15 protein-coding genes are annotated in these 17,233 nt (G+C 48.0%); 10 read left to right on the forward strand and 5 right to left on the reverse strand.

Going from position 1 to position 17,233, the window contains the following annotated elements; translation table 11 throughout:
- The first annotated feature begins 69 nt into the window (after positions 1–69).
- The 3 genes from AC6ESO_RS12265 (at position 70) to AC6ESO_RS12275 (ending at position 3,693) form a co-directional block, all read left to right on the forward strand.
- Positions 70–1,776, forward strand: a complete 1,707-nt coding sequence (locus tag AC6ESO_RS12265) for an extracellular solute-binding protein (protein WP_497091540.1) — start codon at positions 70–72, stop codon at positions 1,774–1,776.
- A gap of 90 nt (positions 1,777–1,866) precedes the next feature.
- Complete coding sequence (locus tag AC6ESO_RS12270) at positions 1,867–2,772, forward strand: ABC transporter permease (RefSeq protein WP_497091541.1); 906 nt, start codon at positions 1,867–1,869, stop codon at positions 2,770–2,772.
- 39 nt (positions 2,773–2,811) lie between these two features.
- Positions 2,812–3,693 (forward strand): carbohydrate ABC transporter permease, encoded by an 882-nt coding sequence (locus AC6ESO_RS12275; RefSeq protein WP_497091542.1) that lies wholly within the window; start codon positions 2,812–2,814, stop codon positions 3,691–3,693.
- A gap of 347 nt (positions 3,694–4,040) precedes the next feature.
- On the opposite strand, the gene AC6ESO_RS12280 is transcribed toward AC6ESO_RS12275, so the two are convergent.
- From AC6ESO_RS12280 to AC6ESO_RS12295, 4 genes are all read right to left on the reverse strand, one after another.
- Complete coding sequence (locus AC6ESO_RS12280; protein ID WP_497091543.1) at positions 4,041–4,352, reverse strand: helix-turn-helix transcriptional regulator; 312 nt, start codon at positions 4,350–4,352, stop codon at positions 4,041–4,043.
- 60 nt (positions 4,353–4,412) lie between these two features.
- Positions 4,413–4,796 carry a hypothetical protein gene (locus AC6ESO_RS12285; RefSeq protein WP_497091544.1) on the reverse strand — a complete coding sequence of 128 codons (384 nt, stop codon included), beginning with the start codon at positions 4,794–4,796 and terminating at the stop codon, positions 4,413–4,415.
- The gene (locus tag AC6ESO_RS12290) at positions 4,793–5,014 is read right to left on the reverse strand and encodes a hypothetical protein (protein ID WP_497091545.1); all 222 of its coding nucleotides are present in this window, start codon (positions 5,012–5,014) and stop codon (positions 4,793–4,795) included. Before AC6ESO_RS12290 ends, AC6ESO_RS12285 begins: the two co-directional genes overlap by 4 nt.
- 393 nt (positions 5,015–5,407) lie before the next feature.
- Positions 5,408–6,007: a TetR/AcrR family transcriptional regulator gene (locus AC6ESO_RS12295; RefSeq protein ID WP_497091546.1), complete on the reverse strand. Its 600-nt coding sequence runs from the start codon at positions 6,005–6,007 to the stop codon at positions 5,408–5,410.
- A gap of 144 nt (positions 6,008–6,151) precedes the next feature.
- Between AC6ESO_RS12295 and AC6ESO_RS12300 the strand changes: the two genes are divergently transcribed.
- Positions 6,152–7,051 (forward strand): ABC transporter ATP-binding protein, encoded by a 900-nt coding sequence (locus tag AC6ESO_RS12300; RefSeq protein ID WP_497091547.1) that lies wholly within the window; start codon positions 6,152–6,154, stop codon positions 7,049–7,051.
- Positions 7,044–7,826: an ABC transporter permease subunit gene (locus AC6ESO_RS12305; protein ID WP_497091548.1), complete on the forward strand. Its 783-nt coding sequence runs from the start codon at positions 7,044–7,046 to the stop codon at positions 7,824–7,826. Before AC6ESO_RS12300 ends, AC6ESO_RS12305 begins: the two co-directional genes overlap by 8 nt.
- Here the strand turns inward: AC6ESO_RS12305 and AC6ESO_RS12310 are convergent.
- Entirely contained in the window at positions 7,801–8,565 is a 765-nt protein-coding gene (locus AC6ESO_RS12310; protein WP_497091549.1) for a TspO/MBR family protein, read from the reverse strand. The two genes, AC6ESO_RS12305 and AC6ESO_RS12310, sit on opposite strands and share 26 nt — an antisense overlap.
- Before the next feature lie 1,490 nt (positions 8,566–10,055).
- On the opposite strand from AC6ESO_RS12310, the gene AC6ESO_RS12315 reads away from it, so the two are divergent.
- The 5 genes from AC6ESO_RS12315 (at position 10,056) to AC6ESO_RS12335 (ending at position 17,195) form a co-directional block, all read left to right on the forward strand.
- Complete coding sequence (locus tag AC6ESO_RS12315) at positions 10,056–11,024, forward strand: ABC transporter permease (RefSeq protein ID WP_497091550.1); 969 nt, start codon at positions 10,056–10,058, stop codon at positions 11,022–11,024.
- 42 nt (positions 11,025–11,066) lie between these two features.
- Positions 11,067–11,969: a carbohydrate ABC transporter permease gene (locus AC6ESO_RS12320; RefSeq protein ID WP_497091551.1), complete on the forward strand. Its 903-nt coding sequence runs from the start codon at positions 11,067–11,069 to the stop codon at positions 11,967–11,969.
- Positions 11,970–12,047: 78 nt separating this feature from the next.
- A complete protein-coding gene (locus AC6ESO_RS12325; protein ID WP_497091552.1) occupies positions 12,048–13,748 on the forward strand; it encodes an extracellular solute-binding protein in 1,701 nt (566 codons plus the stop codon).
- 94 nt (positions 13,749–13,842) lie between these two features.
- Complete coding sequence (locus tag AC6ESO_RS12330; RefSeq protein ID WP_497091553.1) at positions 13,843–15,405, forward strand: response regulator transcription factor; 1,563 nt, start codon at positions 13,843–13,845, stop codon at positions 15,403–15,405.
- Positions 15,406–15,419: 14 nt separating this feature from the next.
- Positions 15,420–17,195, forward strand: a complete 1,776-nt coding sequence (locus AC6ESO_RS12335; protein WP_497091554.1) for a sensor histidine kinase — start codon at positions 15,420–15,422, stop codon at positions 17,193–17,195.
- Positions 17,196–17,233 lie beyond the last annotated feature (38 nt).

Here is a 17,233-nt window from a genome sequence, read left to right on the forward strand (position 1 = left end):
CTTCCGTTACGATAAATGTGTAGCAAGTAGAGCAATTCCAATAACGTTCAGCGAAAGGATTGGATGCATGTGAAGAACAAGGCACTGCGCTTTACTCTGTTTGGATGCATGGCGTTGTCGCTCGTACTGACGGCAGCCTGCGGCAGCAACAATGGCAATAACACGGGGGAATCGGGGAATAAGACAAACGATGCGGCGGCAACGAATAATGCGCCGACGGACAATGCTTCTGCGGAGAAGCCGGCGGAAGAGATCGACTACTACAAATTCAAGGAGCCGGTCGATGTCGTATTCGCGAAGAGCGTATTCGATGTCAAGGTGTACCCTGAAGGCGAAGACCCAGGCAACAACGCGGTGTACAAAATGATCGAGCAGACGACGAACATCAAGCCGACGAACAAGTTCGCCGTCCCTTACGAAAACTACCGCGAACGCATCAAGCTTGGCATTGCGAGCAACGATCTGCCGGATATCTTCTTCGCGGAGCAAGCCGACGTGGACCAACTGATCAAGAATGACATGCTTGAAGACCTGAAGCCGATTTATGACAAGTACGCAACGGACAAAACAAAACAAATCGCCGGTTACAAAGATGGGCTTCTGTTCTCTGGCGCACAGCGCGAAGACAAGATCTACGGCATGCCTAACGTTTCCGATTCACTGAACGGTTCGCCTGTCGTCTACATCCGCAAGGATTGGATGGACAAACTAGGCGCTCAAATGCCGAAGACGTTCGAAGAGCTGATCTCGCTGGCGAAGCGCTTCGCCAAGGAAGATCCGGACGGCGACGGCAAACCGGACACGTACGGGCTGTCCATGAACAACCAGCTCGACCTGAAGTTTACGGCGCTGATGAACGCTTACGGCGCATATCCGAAGGTATACGTGAAGGATGCGGACGGCAAGCTGAATTACGGCAGCTTGAATCCGAATATGAAGCAGGGCTTGACGATGCTGGCCGAACTGTATAAAGAAGGCGTCATTGACAAGGAATTCGTAACGAAAGACATGCCGAAATCGATGGAGCTCGTCTCGCAAGGCAAAGTCGGCATTCTGATCGGGGAGTTCTTCTCGCCGCTCTGGCCGCTGCAGGATGTGCCGAAGAACGTGAAGGGCGCTGATTTCGTCAGCATGCCAATGCCTGGTCTTGGCGGTTCGGAGTATCAGCCGAACGTTCCGATTAACGTAAGCGGCTACTTCGTGGTCCGCAAAGGCTTCGCGCATCCGGAAGCGCTGATGGTGCTGCTAAACAATCTTGCCGAAACGTCCTACAGTAACCTCGACAATGCGTGGGCGAAAGCATGGTCGGAACTCAATAAGGATCCGAAGTACGCGAATGCCAGCATCAACAACTGGCTGCCAGTCTTCAATGACCGCCCTGACGCCAATACGAACCGCTACAACCTCTTCACCGATGCGCTTAAATCAGGCACCGATCAGAACATGCCAGCCGATCAGCGCGTTACGTTCCAGAACGTGAAGAAAGGCAAGGAAGGCGATGCGGCTAACTGGCCATGGTACAAAACGTTCCTCGAAGGCGTACCAAACGCGAGCAGCTACAAAACGATCGTCTACAACGGTTGGTTCGGAAGCGCGACAGAGACAGGCAAGTTGAAAGGCGCAAGCCTGCTCGACCTGGAGAATCAAACGTTCATTAAAATCATCGTGGGCAAGTCTCCGGTCGATTCCTTCGACGACTTTGCGAAGCAATACAACGATCTCGGCGGCAAGCAGATTCTAGATGAAATGAACGAGGAGCTAGCAACGCAGAAGTAAGCCCAATACCAAGACGTACGCGCAACCGAATACCAGGGCTCGTCCTCAGCGGCGAGCCTTGGCATATCTAATGGCAATGGCGGTGGCTTCATGAACATGATCAAAAGGCGTTTGGCTACAAAAGAATGGCAGCTTCATCTGATGATTGCTCCCGGCGTCGTTTTTCTTATCCTGTTTTCGTATTTGCCGCTCTATGGCATCCTGATTGCTTTCAAAGAGTTCTTGCCTTCCAAAGGAATTTGGGCATCGCCTTGGGTCGGACTCAAATACTTCGACTTCATGATGAAGTTGCCCGATGTCTTGCGCGTGACGAACAATACGGTTTACATTGCCGGATTGAAAATACTGCTCGGCTTCCCGGTTCCGATTATCATTGCGCTCATGCTGAACGAAGTGCGCCGCAGCTTCTTCAAGAAAGGCGTGCAAACGATCATTTATCTGCCTCATTTCCTGTCCTGGGTCATTCTGGCGGGACTCATTCTCGACGTGTTTTCGCTAACGGGCATCGTGAACTCATTTCTTGGCTGGTTCGGCATCGAACCTTTCTATTATCTTGGAGACAACCGGAGCTTTCCCTGGATTATTATAGCAACGGACATCTGGAAAAATTTCGGCTGGGGAACGGTCATTTATCTGGCAGCTTTAACTGGTATCGATCCAGCCCTTTACGAGTCGTCGGTTATTGACGGGGCGAACCGCTGGAAGCAAACGCTCCACATTACGATCCCGGGCATCGTGCCCATTATCATATTGACCGCGATTCTGAGCCTGGGCAATGTGCTCAATGCGGGGTTCGAGCAAATTTTCAACTTATATAATCCGCTCGTCATGGATCGGGGCGATATTCTGGACACGTACGTGTATCGGGTGGCGTTTCAGGAAACGAACTGGAGCCTTAGCACGATGGTAGGGCTGATCAAATCGGTTGTGAACAGCGTGCTCATTATCGCAGGCTACTTGCTTGCTTACCGCATCACGAAATACCGCGTATTCTAATCGCGCATTCAGGCATTTGTTCCTTCGGGAGGTCATGAAATGAACAAACTACATGATACATGGGGGACGCGCTTGTTCGCCATCTTCAACTATCTGCTTCTTGCGGCTGCAGCATTCCTATGCATCCTGCCGCTGATAAACGTGCTGGCAGTTTCCTTGAGCAGCAGCCACGCGGCCAATGCCAATCTGGTAGGCCTATGGCCGGTTGATTTCACGATTCAATCCTACAAAGTCATTCTGACCCGCGCGGAAGTGTTGAAGGCGTTTTGGATATCCACGGAGCGAACCTTGCTTGGCGTGCTGCTCAATAATGTACTGACCATCCTGATGGCCTATCCGCTGGCCAAGTCTGCGAAGCAGTTTGCAGGGCGGCACGTCTACATGTGGGGGATGATCTTCGTTATGCTGTTTAACGGCGGACTCGTGCCAACCTATATCATCGTGCATGATCTTGGGCTGCTGAACTCCATTTGGTCGCTGGTGCTGCCGGGCGCCGTTCCGATCTTCAGTGTCATTCTAATGATGAATTTCTTGAAGCAGTTGCCTTCCGAAATCGAAGAAGCCGCGTTTATGGACGGCGCATCCTACTTCACAAGCTTATCGAGGATCATTATTCCGTTGTCCATGCCGGTCATCGCAACCGTGACGCTGTTCCACTTCGTGGGGCATTGGAACGATTGGTTTGCGGGTTTGCTGTACATGACGGATATTTCCAAGTATCCGCTGCAGACGATGCTGCAATCGGTCGTCAAGGGCAACGACATTATGACGCTCGACGCAGCAAAGCTGTATGCAGATGTTTCGGATCGGACGCTGAAAGGCGCGCAAGTCTTTGTGACGGCTTTGCCGATTCTAGTGCTCTATCCTTTTCTTCAGAAGTATTTTACGAAAGGGATCGTCCTTGGTTCTGTTAAAGGGTAAATGGTAGTCTACTTACTTCTATATCATCGAAACCCATCATCAATTGCGTAGAGGTTGAGCGTAACGGCAGCCGATCGCTGCCGGCGAAAGAACGATCGCCGTTACGCTCGATCGCGGTTGATCCGATTCTACCTAACGCGGCCGCTTTCGATGTCGCTGTTACACATCTGATCATGAGAAATTGTATATGTCGAATGTATCCCGATAACACGCTTAGACTCTTCTCGTTGATCTTACAGATCCACCATATAATTCCACTACCGCATGAGGTAGTGGATTGTTGCTATTCTAGTTGAAAGTATAAAAGATCAGCCATGAATGAAACTGTGAAGAGTGATACAGCTTATTTATTCTAATCGGTTTCTATATTCGGTAGGCGTCAGGCTTGTATATTGCTTAAAGATTCGGCTGAAATAAAAAGGGTCGGGATAACCGACGGCTTCTCCGACATCTTTAACGGAAAGCTCCTTTTTCAGCGAGAGCAATTGCTTGGCTTCGTTCATTCTGAGCGAGATAATATAGTTGGATGGCGATTCGCCGGCAAACTTCAAGAAGATTTTGCTTAAACGAGGAGCGTTCACGTTGAAGTGCTTGGCAATGTCTTCAAGGCTTAATTCCTTCGAAAGAATCCAGCAAAACACACGGTTGATTTGGTTCATGCTGTATTTAGTTCAATGGCAAAGCATGGCTTTCCGCAAGGAAAGCATCGACTTGAGCCGTCAAATCTGCCCTCGCAAATGCAGGTCCCCGACTTTAATGCTGCTATCCGCCGCTTTAAGCGCGTCAGCGACTTTGTTGTAAATGACTGCTAGTGTTCCCAAATTGCTGGAGTATGGCCCGGAAGATCCGTTCTCCAATTCATTGAAAACCTCCCAATATTGAATATTATAATGTTTCACATTGTTCAGACAATTGACAAGCGAAGCACAGAAGGCGGCATACGCATCATACATGGTCGTTTTCAGCTTACCTGTGCCGTCGTCCATATAAGAAGGCCAGTTTGCAAAATCGACCATTCTCACCGGAGCGTGACTGAACGTATTGGAGAATATGGAATCGATTTTGGTGAAATCCCAGGCATAGGAGGACGATCCCGGATTCAATACCCCCCTCCAGAGCTATAGCCCGGATAGCCGGAACGGGATTCCGCCATTTGATCAGCCAGATGGTAACGGAAACGGAGAATGCCGTTGTTTATGAAAGCGACATTCGTTTTGTATTTGGCGTCTGCAGCGATGGAAGAGCCTTCGAATGCTTTATAAATATTCATGCCATAGCTCAGATTGCCGGCGCTCTTGCCGGTGGAGCTGCTCCAGTTCAAGCTCCCGGATACAGATGCTGCGAATGCGGTCGAGGGGACGAAGACGACGGACAACAATAAGGTGAGCGACAGACATAGTGAAACGGCCCTTCACCATAATCGTTAAAACGGCACGTTGGACATACGAATTTGTGGTATATGCTGATATTTAGCTGACAAATGGTCTGAAAAAATAAAAAGGCTTATGGAAAAAATCACTACCTTTTCGAAAAGTTTTCATAGATAAGGTGCCGTTTTTACTTATCAAATATAAAGTATTGTAGATAAAAAAGAGGTCGGCAGTTAACCCTTTGACGGATCAACAGCTGACAGCCCGAATAAGTGAACTGATACAATCATTACCCAATAGTTGGTTCTCTCTGAATAAGGAGATCTAGAATTGTTATGGTTTCTTTACATTGTTTGAGCATTTGACTTCAATAATATGATTTTTTTCAGTACGCCTTCATTCATAAGTTCGTTCATTAGCACAAATAGTTGATCTAATGTTGGTCTGGCTTGTTGACTAAACCAATAGTTGAGAATGCCGATCATTGCGTTCAATGTAAATTCTATCGTGTAGTCCAGTTCGTATCCGGCTGTGATACCCTCTGCCATTAATTTAGCTTGCAGCAGCGGCTTGAAACTGGCTTTGACTTTACTTAGAAATGCAGGATCGCCTTGATCACCGAGTAGCACGATGAAATAGTCCCCCAACTCCTCGAATAGCTGAAATAATATACCGACTGGCATGGAGATATCCATAGGCGGTACAGGCGTAAGAGTAGGCGGTATCATTAGGTGCTGCAGTCTGGCTAGCAAATCGTTCTCAATTTGTTCTAATACGTCATACACATCCTTAAAATACTCGTAAAATGTGCCCCGATTGTACCCCGCTCTGGTTGTAATCTCCTTAATTGATATCTTCTCAATGCGTTTCGTGCAGTATAGTGTCCAGAACGCATCTGTTAAATTCTTTTTCGTTTGCAACGTGAGCTGCAGCTGCTTCTTCATGTTAAATCCGTTCCTTTCATATGTAGTTATCCGACATTTCAACTAAGACTGTTGGTTGAAGCAGATGAAGGACTCCTTTACACTTTAATCATACGACAAGTTGTTGGATGATTAAAGCTGTTAACCTGGAAGGGGAATAAAACGATGAGCATCATTCAAGTAGAGGGCATTACGAAAAAGTTTAATGGAGAGAAGGGGATATTCGATCTCTCTTTTGGCATTAATCGGGGAGAAGTGTTCGGATTTATCGGTCCAAACGGAGCAGGGAAGACGACTACCATCCGCCATCTGCTTGGCTTTATGAAACCTCAGAGCGGAAGGACATCCATTCTCAATTTTGATTGCTGGAGCCAGTCGAAGGAAATTCAGAAGCAGCTTGGTTATTTGCCGGCGGAAATCGCTTTTCCGGAGAAAATGACGGGCATGCAGCTGATTCGGTATCTAGCCAATATGCGGAAGCTTCGCAGCCTAACGAAAGCGGAAGAACTGATTCATCGCTTCCAGTTTGATCCAACAGGGCCAATTACCCGTATGTCAAAGGGGACAAAGCAAAAGATTGGAATCATCTGCGCATTTATGCATAATCCGGAGGTACTGATTCTAGATGAGCCGACGAGTGGCTTGGATCCAATTATGCAAGCTGCTTTTGCTGACCTGATTCGGGAGGAGAAGCAGCAGGGCAGAAGCATTCTGATGTCTTCGCATATGTTTGAAGAAATCGAGGGGACTTGTGATCGCATTGGCATGATCAAGCAAGGCAGAATGGTCTCGATCGTGCAAACGGAAGAGATTAGAAACAGCTCCAAACGGACATATACCATCGAATTTACCCATTTAACAGAGATGGGATTAATCATTCATAAATTTGTAGCAAAGGAAATCGATGCAGAACATAGGCGTTTAATCATTGAGATTGAAGACGCACGAATGAATGAGCTTCTGCGTGAGCTGTCCACACTGAACATTAAGTCGTTTCGTGAAATTAAGTCTTCGCTTGAAGAACATTTCAAGAGCTACTACAAAGGAGAATATCATCATGTTTAATCGCACGTTGTTCCTGCAAATTGTCGCCTCGAACCGCAAGTTGTTCTTTACCATTACAGGGGTTCTGAGCGTCCTAATCTCAATTATTATGAGTGTATTCGTTCCGTCCACCATTCAGCAGATTGCACAGGCAAACAAAGGAGCAGGTGTAAATCCGCTTGGTGACATTTCATCGCTTCTTGCATTCGTGGCCAACCAATATTATGGGATGTTTGCGCTGATCTTGGGCATGGTTTATGCCATTGTGCTTGGTAATAAGCTGATTGCAGGGCAGGTAGATCGAGGTAGTATGGCAACCCATCTCTCTACGCCGATTTCGAGAACGGAGTTGACCTGTACGAGTGCATTCTACCTGCTTGCCTCACTGGCAGTGATGTTTGCGTTCGTCTTCGGTATTGGCTGCGGTGTGGCAGAAATTACGCAAGCTGGAGAGCTGGATATCATCAAATTTCTTAAGCTGACCGTTGGATTTTTCTTGCTGCAATCGGCCATCGGCGGAATTACCTTTACCGCTTCATGCGTGTTTAATCGTTCTTTCCACTCCCTTGCTGTAGGAGCGGGACTACTCATCTTCTTCTTCGTTGCAAAAATGCTTTCCGGGATGAGCAATGGCCTTGAAGGATGCAAGAATGTAACTTTGGTCACGTTGTATCGTTCCGAGGCTATTATCAGCAATGGACACTATGTTGGGGGACTAATCGTCCTCACTGGAATAAGTATAGGGTTATATTCTGCTGGCGTAATAGTTTTTAAGAGAAAGGATCTTCCTCTTTGATAGGTAGAACTCTGTAAAGCGTTCTAATAAAGAGCAGTAGAGCGAGGAAATAGGCTGTATAAGCAATTACAAGGTGAGAATCATTGCTCACTCCGATTGCAATAAAAGCCCAGATGAAGACGGTTACTACTGCCTGGTCATTGTATCTAATGCCCATCCATGAAGCAAGCAAAGCAGTGATAATTAACATGAAGATCGTCCATGCTTCTTCGGAAATACCGAAACGATCCCAGTGGAAGGCATATAGCGCAACGGCGACGTTGACAATAGTTGCGACGCAAATCCACCCCAAATATAAGCTGAAGGGTAAGAAAACGAATATGCGATCCGCCAGCGTAAAGGGTCTGTTGGAGAATGAACGGATTCTCGTGTATAGAATTATTAGAGTGAATAAGAGTGAAAACATAATGATGACGCTCGCCGTCAATTTTTCTAGATGAAAGGCTGCCAGCCACCAGACGTTGAATATACAACTTAACATGAAGTATAGGCTGCAAGCTTGTACGGACCGGCTCTGTGAACCTTTCTTGGTAAAGGAGTACACCACGAATCCGACCAATAGAGCGTAAATGACAGTCCAAATACCGAAAGCATAGCCTGCGGGCTGAATGAGCACGGGATACTGAGCGGCGATTTGACCCGTTGTTTTGCCTCCTAGCGGCAGCTTCTCAAACCAATAATTGAGGACAAGTACGAGTGCGAGACCTATTGCATTAATAAACGGAAGTACTGAACGCATGTGCAACCTCTCCTCAATCTTCATTAGTAATAGAATATACCGTACTTGTCCCAAAAATGTTTAAATGTTGCCACGATCCGAGCAATGGGCAACGAGACTATAATCTTCCCATGTTGAAGCAAACAAAGGACTTTCATCCCATACTATTGTGTGGAGAATGAAAGTCCAATATTAATTTTCCTGTTTTTGTATCTTTCAGCACTTACATTTAGTTGACCAAAAGTTTAGTTACTTGTATAGCCAAAATGGCTAATGACCGCTTGCGAAGATTGAATGGACGATTGTTGAGGGAACCGCTAAACTGCGAATTTTGTGCTTGATAGCCACCAAAGTGTGAAATTACCGGCTGAGAAGGAGGTTGAACATTTGCATTGTGGGAAGCACTATAGTTCTGTCCATTAAACGACTGGGAGCGGAAGGCATAGGTATCTCCAGAAGAATACTTCCTTTGAAATTAAATAATTTCACATAATACCATTCGATTAGTTAAGAGAACGTCATGCAATTCTATGCTTAGGCGGAGATCAATTTTACGCTGACGATATACTTGATTTAGCTTTGGCTGAGGTCATCAAATGAAGTAAGAAGTTAGATGGAGGGGAGGCCGAGAAACTTTACATATCCGTACCGCTTCCAGGTATCGTGCACGTAACAAATTCGTTAGAGATGAGGCTAATTTCACATCTGGAGAAGAAGATTGTAAGAATCACCTGGTGCTATTTACGGAATATCTGGCTATGTATGGCTTGATGTGGAATATCCATAATTGGTCGACACTCCCATCCGAACTTTCTCACTTAACGGATACGCTTTGGAAAGTAAGAAGGCTGCTATTGGACGACTGGAACATTTCTGTTTCGTGGACAATTGACGTAAATACGAACAGTCTTGGAATGGTCGCTAATGGCTTGATGGCATTCTGGCTTTCTCAAGAATATGGAAATTATTGTAAATAGTGCTCATAGCTCCAGGACCAGTATTCGGATTAAAATTTTTCGATGAATTGCAGATACAAGTATCTAAACTAGTTCTGAAAAATTATGCTAATGATATTGCGACTGGAAGGCCAGCGAGAATCATTAAAACTATGATTGTTACGACCGAAAACGGGATTTATGAGAGTGTCGAAAACTACGAGAATTCGGAATTCGATATTACGCAACTCTCTCAGGAGGAAATCGCAGCTAATTGCGGGTTTGCCAACGTGCACAACTTTTCTAAAATGTACAAACAGAAAAACGGATTCCCTCCCGGAGATATTCGAAGAAGAAACAAGGCGATAAATCCCGTGGGGATACAATTCGTCAGCTGGGTCTGGTTAAAATGAACCTTATTTCGAGATGTATCGAAGTAGGGTTTTTGTTTATATCGGTGACACTACGATCGTTGCAAAATGACATTTTTAGTTGTATGCCTCAATTGAGGGCTCCCGCCATGGTGCGGTACGATAGTATTATCTTAGAAGCGCTTCCGCAGAAAGGAGGAATACGATGCAGCCAACCATTCAGCAAGCAAATAAGAAAGCGATTACAGGAGAACGGGAGTCGTTATGGAAACGGTTCCGAGGGCAATGGGACATCCAATTGATGATTATTCCGGGACTGCTGCTTGTATTCGTCTTCAGCTACATTCCGATGTACGGCATTATCATTGCTTTTCAGAATTACAACATTTTTAAAGGCGCATTCAAGAGCGACTGGGTCGGCATCAACAATTTTCGGATGTTCTTCGAGTCGCCGGATTTCTGGAAAATCATGCGCAATACGATCGTCATCAGTCTGCTCAAGCTGCTGTTCAGCTTCCCTGCGCCGATCGCTTTGGCACTGATGCTGAATGAGGTGGGACGGGCATATTTCAAGCGTGTGATGCAAACGATCAGCTATTTGCCGCATTTTCTTTCGTGGGTCATCGTAAGCGGCTTCGTCATCTCGATGCTGTCGACGGAGAACGGCAGCATTAATATGCTGCTGGAGAAGCTGGGCTTAATCGACGAACCGGTGAATTGGATGACAAAGCCGGAGTACTTCTGGTCCATTCTGATCGCCTCCAACGTATGGAAGGAAATTGGATTTGCTTCGATTGTCTATTTGGCGGCCATAGCCGGAATAGATCCGCACCTCTATGAGTCGGCCGCGATGGACGGGGCTGGGAGAATCCGGCAAATAATCTCAATCACGATTCCATCGATAATGCCGGTTATTTTAATCTTCCTGATCCTAGCGATCGGCAATCTGATGAGCGCCGGGTTCGAGGATATCCTGATGCTGACGAACAACGGCAGCAATGCGATTTTGCTGGATGTCGGAGAGGTCATCGATACTTATGTCTTTCGTATGGGCTTGCAAAATGAACGCTACTCCTTCGCCGCTGCGGTTGGGTTGTTCAAGGCGGTATTCAGCGTCGGGCTGCTTGTAGGCGCCAACATACTGGCACGCCGTGCCGGACACAGCCTATGGTAGTCCGCCGTCAGTCACAAACTAGGAGAGAGCGGTGGTAATCGAATGAGAGCGGGAATAGGCGATAAGCTTTTGATGACGGCAGTCTATAGCTTTCTGATCGGACTTGGTTTCGTAACGCTGTACCCATTCTGGAATTCCTTCGTCATTTCGTTGAATGCAGGCGCGGATACAGCTTTCGGCGGTATCACCTTCTGGCCGCGAGCGTTCACGCTTGACAATTACGTTGTCGTACTAAAGGATGGCAGGTTTATGAACGGTTTCCTGATTGCGGTGTTGAGGGTCCTTGCCGGCACAGTGCTATCGATCTTCTTCACGGCCATGCTAGCCTACGGCATGTCGAGACGACAAGTCGTGTTCAAGAAGTATTACATGATTTTCTTCATTATTACGATGTTTTTTAGCGGGGGTTTAATTCCGTTCTACATGGTTGTTCGCGAGCTGGGCATGCTGAACACCTTCTGGGTCATGGTTGTACCAGGCATCATCAGCGTGTGGAACATGATCATCTTCCGCACGTTCTTTCAAGAGCTCCCGGACGGCTTGGAGGAATCTGCAAAGATCGATGGCTGCACGAATTTCGGCATTTTCTTCCGTATCGTATTCCCGGTTTCGGGGCCGGTGTTTGCTACCCTGTCATTGTTCACGGCCGTTTATCATTGGAACGACTGGTTTAACCCGGCGATCTTCATCAATAACAGTCATCTGCTTCCGGTCTCTGCGGTGCTGCAGCAGATCTTGAATTCGAATTTGGCACAGGAGATGATTGCCCAATCGACGGGCGGTAATGCCGCCGCGCTGGACGCTCTGACCCGTGCTCGCACCGTCACCAACAAATCGCTCAGCATGGCTACGATGGTTGTGGCGACAATCCCGATCATCGCGGTGTATCCGTTCCTACAGAAATATTTCGTGAAAGGCGTGCTTGTTGGCTCCCTGAAAGGGTAATGACATCGGTGATCCGGCCTTACTCGGCCCTCACATAGCAGCATAAGTAAACCGTTAATAGAAGAAAGGGGTTAGGACATGAAAACTAAAAAGACTGCACTCATTCTGCTTGCAATCACCATGATGCTCAGCCTGATACTCGCTGGTTGCAGCAAAGACAACGGCAATAACACCCAACCGCCTGCCTCATCCGAGACAAACGCCAACCAAGATGCCGGAGGAAACAAAGAAGGCAACGAAGTTAGTAAGGGAGACGATGCTGCGAGTTCGGCCGACTTCAAGTTCGGAAGCGAGCCTGTGGACTTCTCCTTCTACGCTCACTACGACTGGTGGACAACCGAGCCTTGGGGCAACGATGTAACGAGTAAATGGGTTAAGGAGAATCTGAAGGTTAACGTAACGCCAATCCAATCCGGCGGTACGGCTAAGCAGAAGCTGAGTACCATGCTTGCGTCCGACGATTTGCCCGATGTTATCATCATGGACCGGAATGCGGAGGTCGAGAAGTTGCGCGCGGCAGGAAAGCTTGTTGCCTTCGACGACTATCTTGACAAATATCCAAACCTAAAGAAGTGGGCAGGCGACAAAACGTTGAATATGCTCCGCTCCCCGGATGGTAAGCTGTATCAGTTCCCGAACTGGTACACATCCCGTCCAAACGGCAACGCCGGCTATCTGATAAACAAAAATATCTACAATGAGCTCGGCTCACCTAAACTTGAAACATTCGATGATCTCTACGCTTACCTGAGGTTGGTTAAGGAGAAATACCCAGATGTCGTGCCATTCGAGACCGACATTGACGGTCAAGGGGTACATATCTTCACATCAGGCATGGAGAATGGCTTCTCGCCTTCTTATATCGGTGTAAGAGGCGTTCCGAATGGCGATAAGCTTGAATCGGTATACGCGCACCCAGCCTTCATTGAAGCGGTGAAATTTGCAAGTAGGCTGTACCGCGAGAAGCTAATGACGCAGGATGCCATGACGCAGAAGAAAGAGCAAGTGAACGAGAAGATGAAGAACGGCCGTGTCGCCGTCTATCTCTCTTACTCTTCGATGGAACCTTCCATGTCCGAAGGCAATACGCTGCTGAAGCAGCAGAATCCAAACGGCGGCTATGAAATGATCTGGCCGTTGCATAAGGATGGCGTCGATAAGAACCAAGTATTTCCGAACACATTCAATTCGCTGGGATGGAACGTCAACGTAATTACGACAGCCGCCAAAAATCCGGAAGGTATCTTCGCTTACCTCGATTGGATGACCGGTGAAGAAGGCCAATCCGTCATGATGTTCGGTCCTCCGGGACGTTACTGGGATACACGCGACGACAAAGGCGCTCCGATTCCGAACGATAAGTGGAAGAACACGCCTCAAGCCGAGAAAGACAAAGATAAGATGGGCATATTCAACTGGGTCGGCAACACGACGTTCGTCGATACGACGAAAACCGAAATCGAAATGGCTTTACCGCCGGAGAACCAGAACTGGGCTTCCGTACAACAGAACAACGTTTCATGGAAGACATCTCAGGATACGACCGCTTTCGTTAACCTGGATCCTCCGACGGACTCCGAAGAAGGCATCGCAGCAACGGCAATCGAAGACTTATTCAAGAAATATTTTGCTAAAGCGATCTTTGCCGGAAGCGATGCCGAGGTTGATACGATTCTGAAGGAGCTTAACGACAATGCCATGGAGTTGGGCCTTGAAAAGCTGTTGGCTTACAAGACGGAACAATGGCAGGCGAACCTTCAGAAGATGAACGGTCAATAAGCTAGATTCCTTTATGGAAAAGAAAGTATACTGATTCTGGTATACTTTCTTTTTCTAATATTTTGGGGCAATGCTGCCATGGGAGCGTGAAGATATGTACAAGGTGCTTCTAGCAGATGATGAAATGCTGGATCTGGAAGGGCTGGAGCGACTGATACCATGGAGGGAGCTTGACATGGAAGTAGTGGCATCGGTCAGCAATGGGCATGAGGCACTGTCATGGATAGCCGACAATACAATTGATATCCTGGTGTCCGATATTAAGATGCCGCATATGAGCGGCCTTGAGTTGTCCAAACGCGCACTGGAGCTGATTCCCGGACTTAAGACGGCGTTCGTCAGCGGCTATGAGGATTTCCACTATGCGAAGCAAGCGCTCGGGCTTGGTGCATTCGGTTATGTGCTCAAGCCCGTGAATGATAACGAACTGATTGACGTTCTCCGTCGAATCAGGGTTACCTTGGATGGGGAAGTGAAACAGGAGCGGCTGAATGAAGCGTTCGAGGATTCGTTGCCGTTTGTACGCCAAGAAAAGTTGCTGCAGTGGCTGGCGAATAAGAACAACTTTGAAGCCGTGCTGCCTTATTTGGATGAGCTGAACACGAGTGCAGAGGGAGCGGAGTTTGCAGTAGCCGTCTTAGAATGGGATAGCGTGCTGCACAACTTCAATGCGGGGAGTGCTCATGTGCACTCGGCGCCACGGCCTGCCAAAGAGCTGCTGCTTCAGCTATGCCGCGAAAGCGGTCTTATTCTGCTTTGCGAGGCTTCTGATCAGCGTATTGCAGTTTTGGTGCCAACAGCCGTATCGAGATCGGCACTAGCTAATATTGTTCTCATGGTTGAGCAGCGTACCGCTTATACGATTACAATCGGTCTTGGCGACTCCGTAGTTGCGCCGGATATCCCGGCATCCTTTGAGAAAGCGCTTCATTGCTTGACCTACAAGCTTATTGTCGGGAAGAATCGACTGATTTCGGGAAACGACACGAAGCCGGAGCTGCTGGAGAGTACTCAGGATCTGGACTTGCTGCTGAGCCGGATGTTTGTGGCGGTATCCAGCTACGACCTTGTTTCCATTGATGATGAGCTTAATAGGCTCGTCATGATTGTCAAGCAGCTGGGAAACCGGATGACCGTGCACAATTTTACTGTTCATATTTTGTCTCGCCTCGATAATTATCTGACAACTCTGAACGAGAACATGCAGAGTATTCTCGGCATCCGCTTCCAGGATTATGACATTCTTTATGCATTTGAGACCGTCGATGATATCCAATCTTGGCTTAGACGTCGGCTTTTCGAAATTTCGGAAATGCTTCATCTAAAGAAACAGAAGAAGAACCGAAAGCTCATCCAGGAAATCGAGACGTATGTGGAGAAGAATCTGGGTGACAACATTACGTTGCGTGATGCCGCTAACACTTTCTCTTTCTCGCCGAATTATCTCGGTCATCTGTTCAAGGAGGAAACGGGCGAGAATTTCAGCGATTATGTCATTCGCCGCCGTATGGAGGCTGCCAAAACAATGCTGCAGGATCCGAAGATAAAGGTGTTTGAGATCGCGCATCGGCTTGGTTACAAGAACCTTACCTACTTCAGCCGCCAGTTCCGCGACAAGTTCGGCATGACACCGAATGAGTACCGGCGCACCACATAAGGAGAACCTCCAGGATGATGCCTAATTCATTGAAACGCATTGCCGTTCCGTTCGGCTACAAGGTAATGTTCTCCTATCTGATTTTCGTGCTAGTAGCAGTGCTCGGCATCGGTTACTTCGCTTATACCGCCTCCGTTGATTCGATTCGAAGACAGACGGAGGCCCGTATGCAAGATACGCTGGGGCAGATGCGGGATAATGTTGTCTACAAAACGGAATCCGTCAAGCGTATTTCGGATCTCATCTTCTTCGATCAGACCATGCAAAAGACTCTGCGTGTTTTCCGGCTCGGCTTCAGGGGCTATGAGACGACGAAAGAATACTTGCACCCGACCTTCGAGAATGTAATCAAGCTGGCCAGCAGCAAAACGCGGCTGAAGCTATACCTGAACAATCCGCAAATCTGGGAATATTACGGCGATCTGAGTGAAGATAAGGACCCTCTGGCAGGATCGAACACCTTCGACGTTCTGCATCTTTCGCGGCTGGAAGGAGTGCCATGGTACCGAGAGCTGCCTTGGCAGACAGAGAAGTCGGTTGCCAAGGATGTTTTTAAGGGTACGGAGGCAGTTTGGAGGCAGGTCGGCAATGACGCAATTTTCGGCAATATCTCGCTTCTGCGGCGCTTGTTCGACATAGACGAGGAGCAGTTGACCGGGGTAGCACAGACGACCGTGAGGTTAGACGATCTGCTTGAGGCTGCCCAGCACGAGAAGATTGGCGACGAGAGCAGACTCTATGTGTACAATTCCGAGGGTCAGGCTCTACGCGCCTCCGGCGGGCCGTCTATGACATTCAATGCTCTCAAACAAACTGTGGAGGGCCGTTTCCTTCTGATCGAGCAGCCGGTACCGGGTGTCGAATGGCGACTTGTCGCGCTGGTTCCTAATGAATTGTTGGAGCAAGAGGCCGAATCCGTTCGAACCATTACTATTGCGGTATGCGTGGCGGCTCTCGTGTTACTGGTCTTCATAGGTTGGCTCTTTTCCCGCCATTACTCGAAGAAGGTCAGGGGAATCGTAGTATCGCTGAACGCCATGAGGGAAGGGGAGTTTCGGCGCCGTATCCATTACTCGGGCCGGGATGAATTCGCGCAGATCGCTATGGCCTTCAACAGAATGAGCGAGCATATCGATGAGTTGATTCGTGAGGTATATCTAGCGGACTTGTTGCAGAAGGAAGCGGAGCTGGAGTCGCTTCAGGCGCAGATCAACCCGCATTTTCTCTACAATACGCTTTCCTCTATCAGTCGATTGGCCAAATTTGGGGAAACCGACAATGTGCATGATATGGTGACGGGAATTGCTAAGTTCTACCGATTGACACTGAACGAGGGCCGGTCTCTAATACCGGTAGAGAAGGAGCTGGAACAAGTCGGTGCCTATCTAGACATTCAGCGGATCAAGTATCGGAATAAGCTGGAGGTTTGGAACGATATCCACCCGGAGGTACGGGGGCATGTTACGGTCAAAATCATTTTGCAGCCGTTTGTAGAAAACATTCTGGAGCACGCTCTGTTCGGCAGCGGGGGGATTCGGATAAAGCTGGTTGCTTATAAGGAAGGCGACACAATTATCTTCCAGGTCATCGATGACGGCATCGGAATGGATGGGAGTACGATTCGCCGAATCTTTGAGCCGGACGCTGTAAATGGCGGTTACGGCATCCGAAACGTACATAAGCGGATTCAACTGCAGTATGGGGTGAAGTATGGGGTCAGCATCGCCAGTCGCCGGGGGATCGGAACTGCAGTCACCATTACAATACCGGCTAGTCGAGAAGCACGCTGACATCCTCGTCTCATTTACGGCACAAACGTCTGAATAAA

The sequence above is a fragment of the Paenibacillus rhizoryzae genome (genome assembly GCF_059686995.1).

Coding starts and splice junctions, on each gene's coding strand:
- AC6ESO_RS12270 (WP_497091541.1), top strand. CDS start 1,867: ATGAACATGATCAAAAGGCGTTTGGCTACAAAAGAATGGCAGCTTCAT.
- AC6ESO_RS12275 (WP_497091542.1), top strand. CDS start 2,812: ATGAACAAACTACATGATACATGGGGGACGCGCTTGTTCGCCATCTTC.
- AC6ESO_RS12280 (WP_497091543.1), bottom strand. CDS start 4,352: ATGAACCAAATCAACCGTGTGTTTTGCTGGATTCTTTCGAAGGAATTA.
- AC6ESO_RS12295 (WP_497091546.1), bottom strand. CDS start 6,007: ATGAAGAAGCAGCTGCAGCTCACGTTGCAAACGAAAAAGAATTTAACA.
- AC6ESO_RS12300 (WP_497091547.1), top strand. CDS start 6,152: ATGAGCATCATTCAAGTAGAGGGCATTACGAAAAAGTTTAATGGAGAG.
- AC6ESO_RS12305 (WP_497091548.1), top strand. CDS start 7,044: ATGTTTAATCGCACGTTGTTCCTGCAAATTGTCGCCTCGAACCGCAAG.
- AC6ESO_RS12310 (WP_497091549.1), bottom strand. CDS start 8,565: ATGCGTTCAGTACTTCCGTTTATTAATGCAATAGGTCTCGCACTCGTA.
- AC6ESO_RS12315 (WP_497091550.1), top strand. CDS start 10,056: ATGCAGCCAACCATTCAGCAAGCAAATAAGAAAGCGATTACAGGAGAA.
- AC6ESO_RS12320 (WP_497091551.1), top strand. CDS start 11,067: ATGAGAGCGGGAATAGGCGATAAGCTTTTGATGACGGCAGTCTATAGC.
- AC6ESO_RS12325 (WP_497091552.1), top strand. CDS start 12,048: ATGAAAACTAAAAAGACTGCACTCATTCTGCTTGCAATCACCATGATG.
- AC6ESO_RS12330 (WP_497091553.1), top strand. CDS start 13,843: ATGTACAAGGTGCTTCTAGCAGATGATGAAATGCTGGATCTGGAAGGG.
- AC6ESO_RS12335 (WP_497091554.1), top strand. CDS start 15,420: ATGATGCCTAATTCATTGAAACGCATTGCCGTTCCGTTCGGCTACAAG.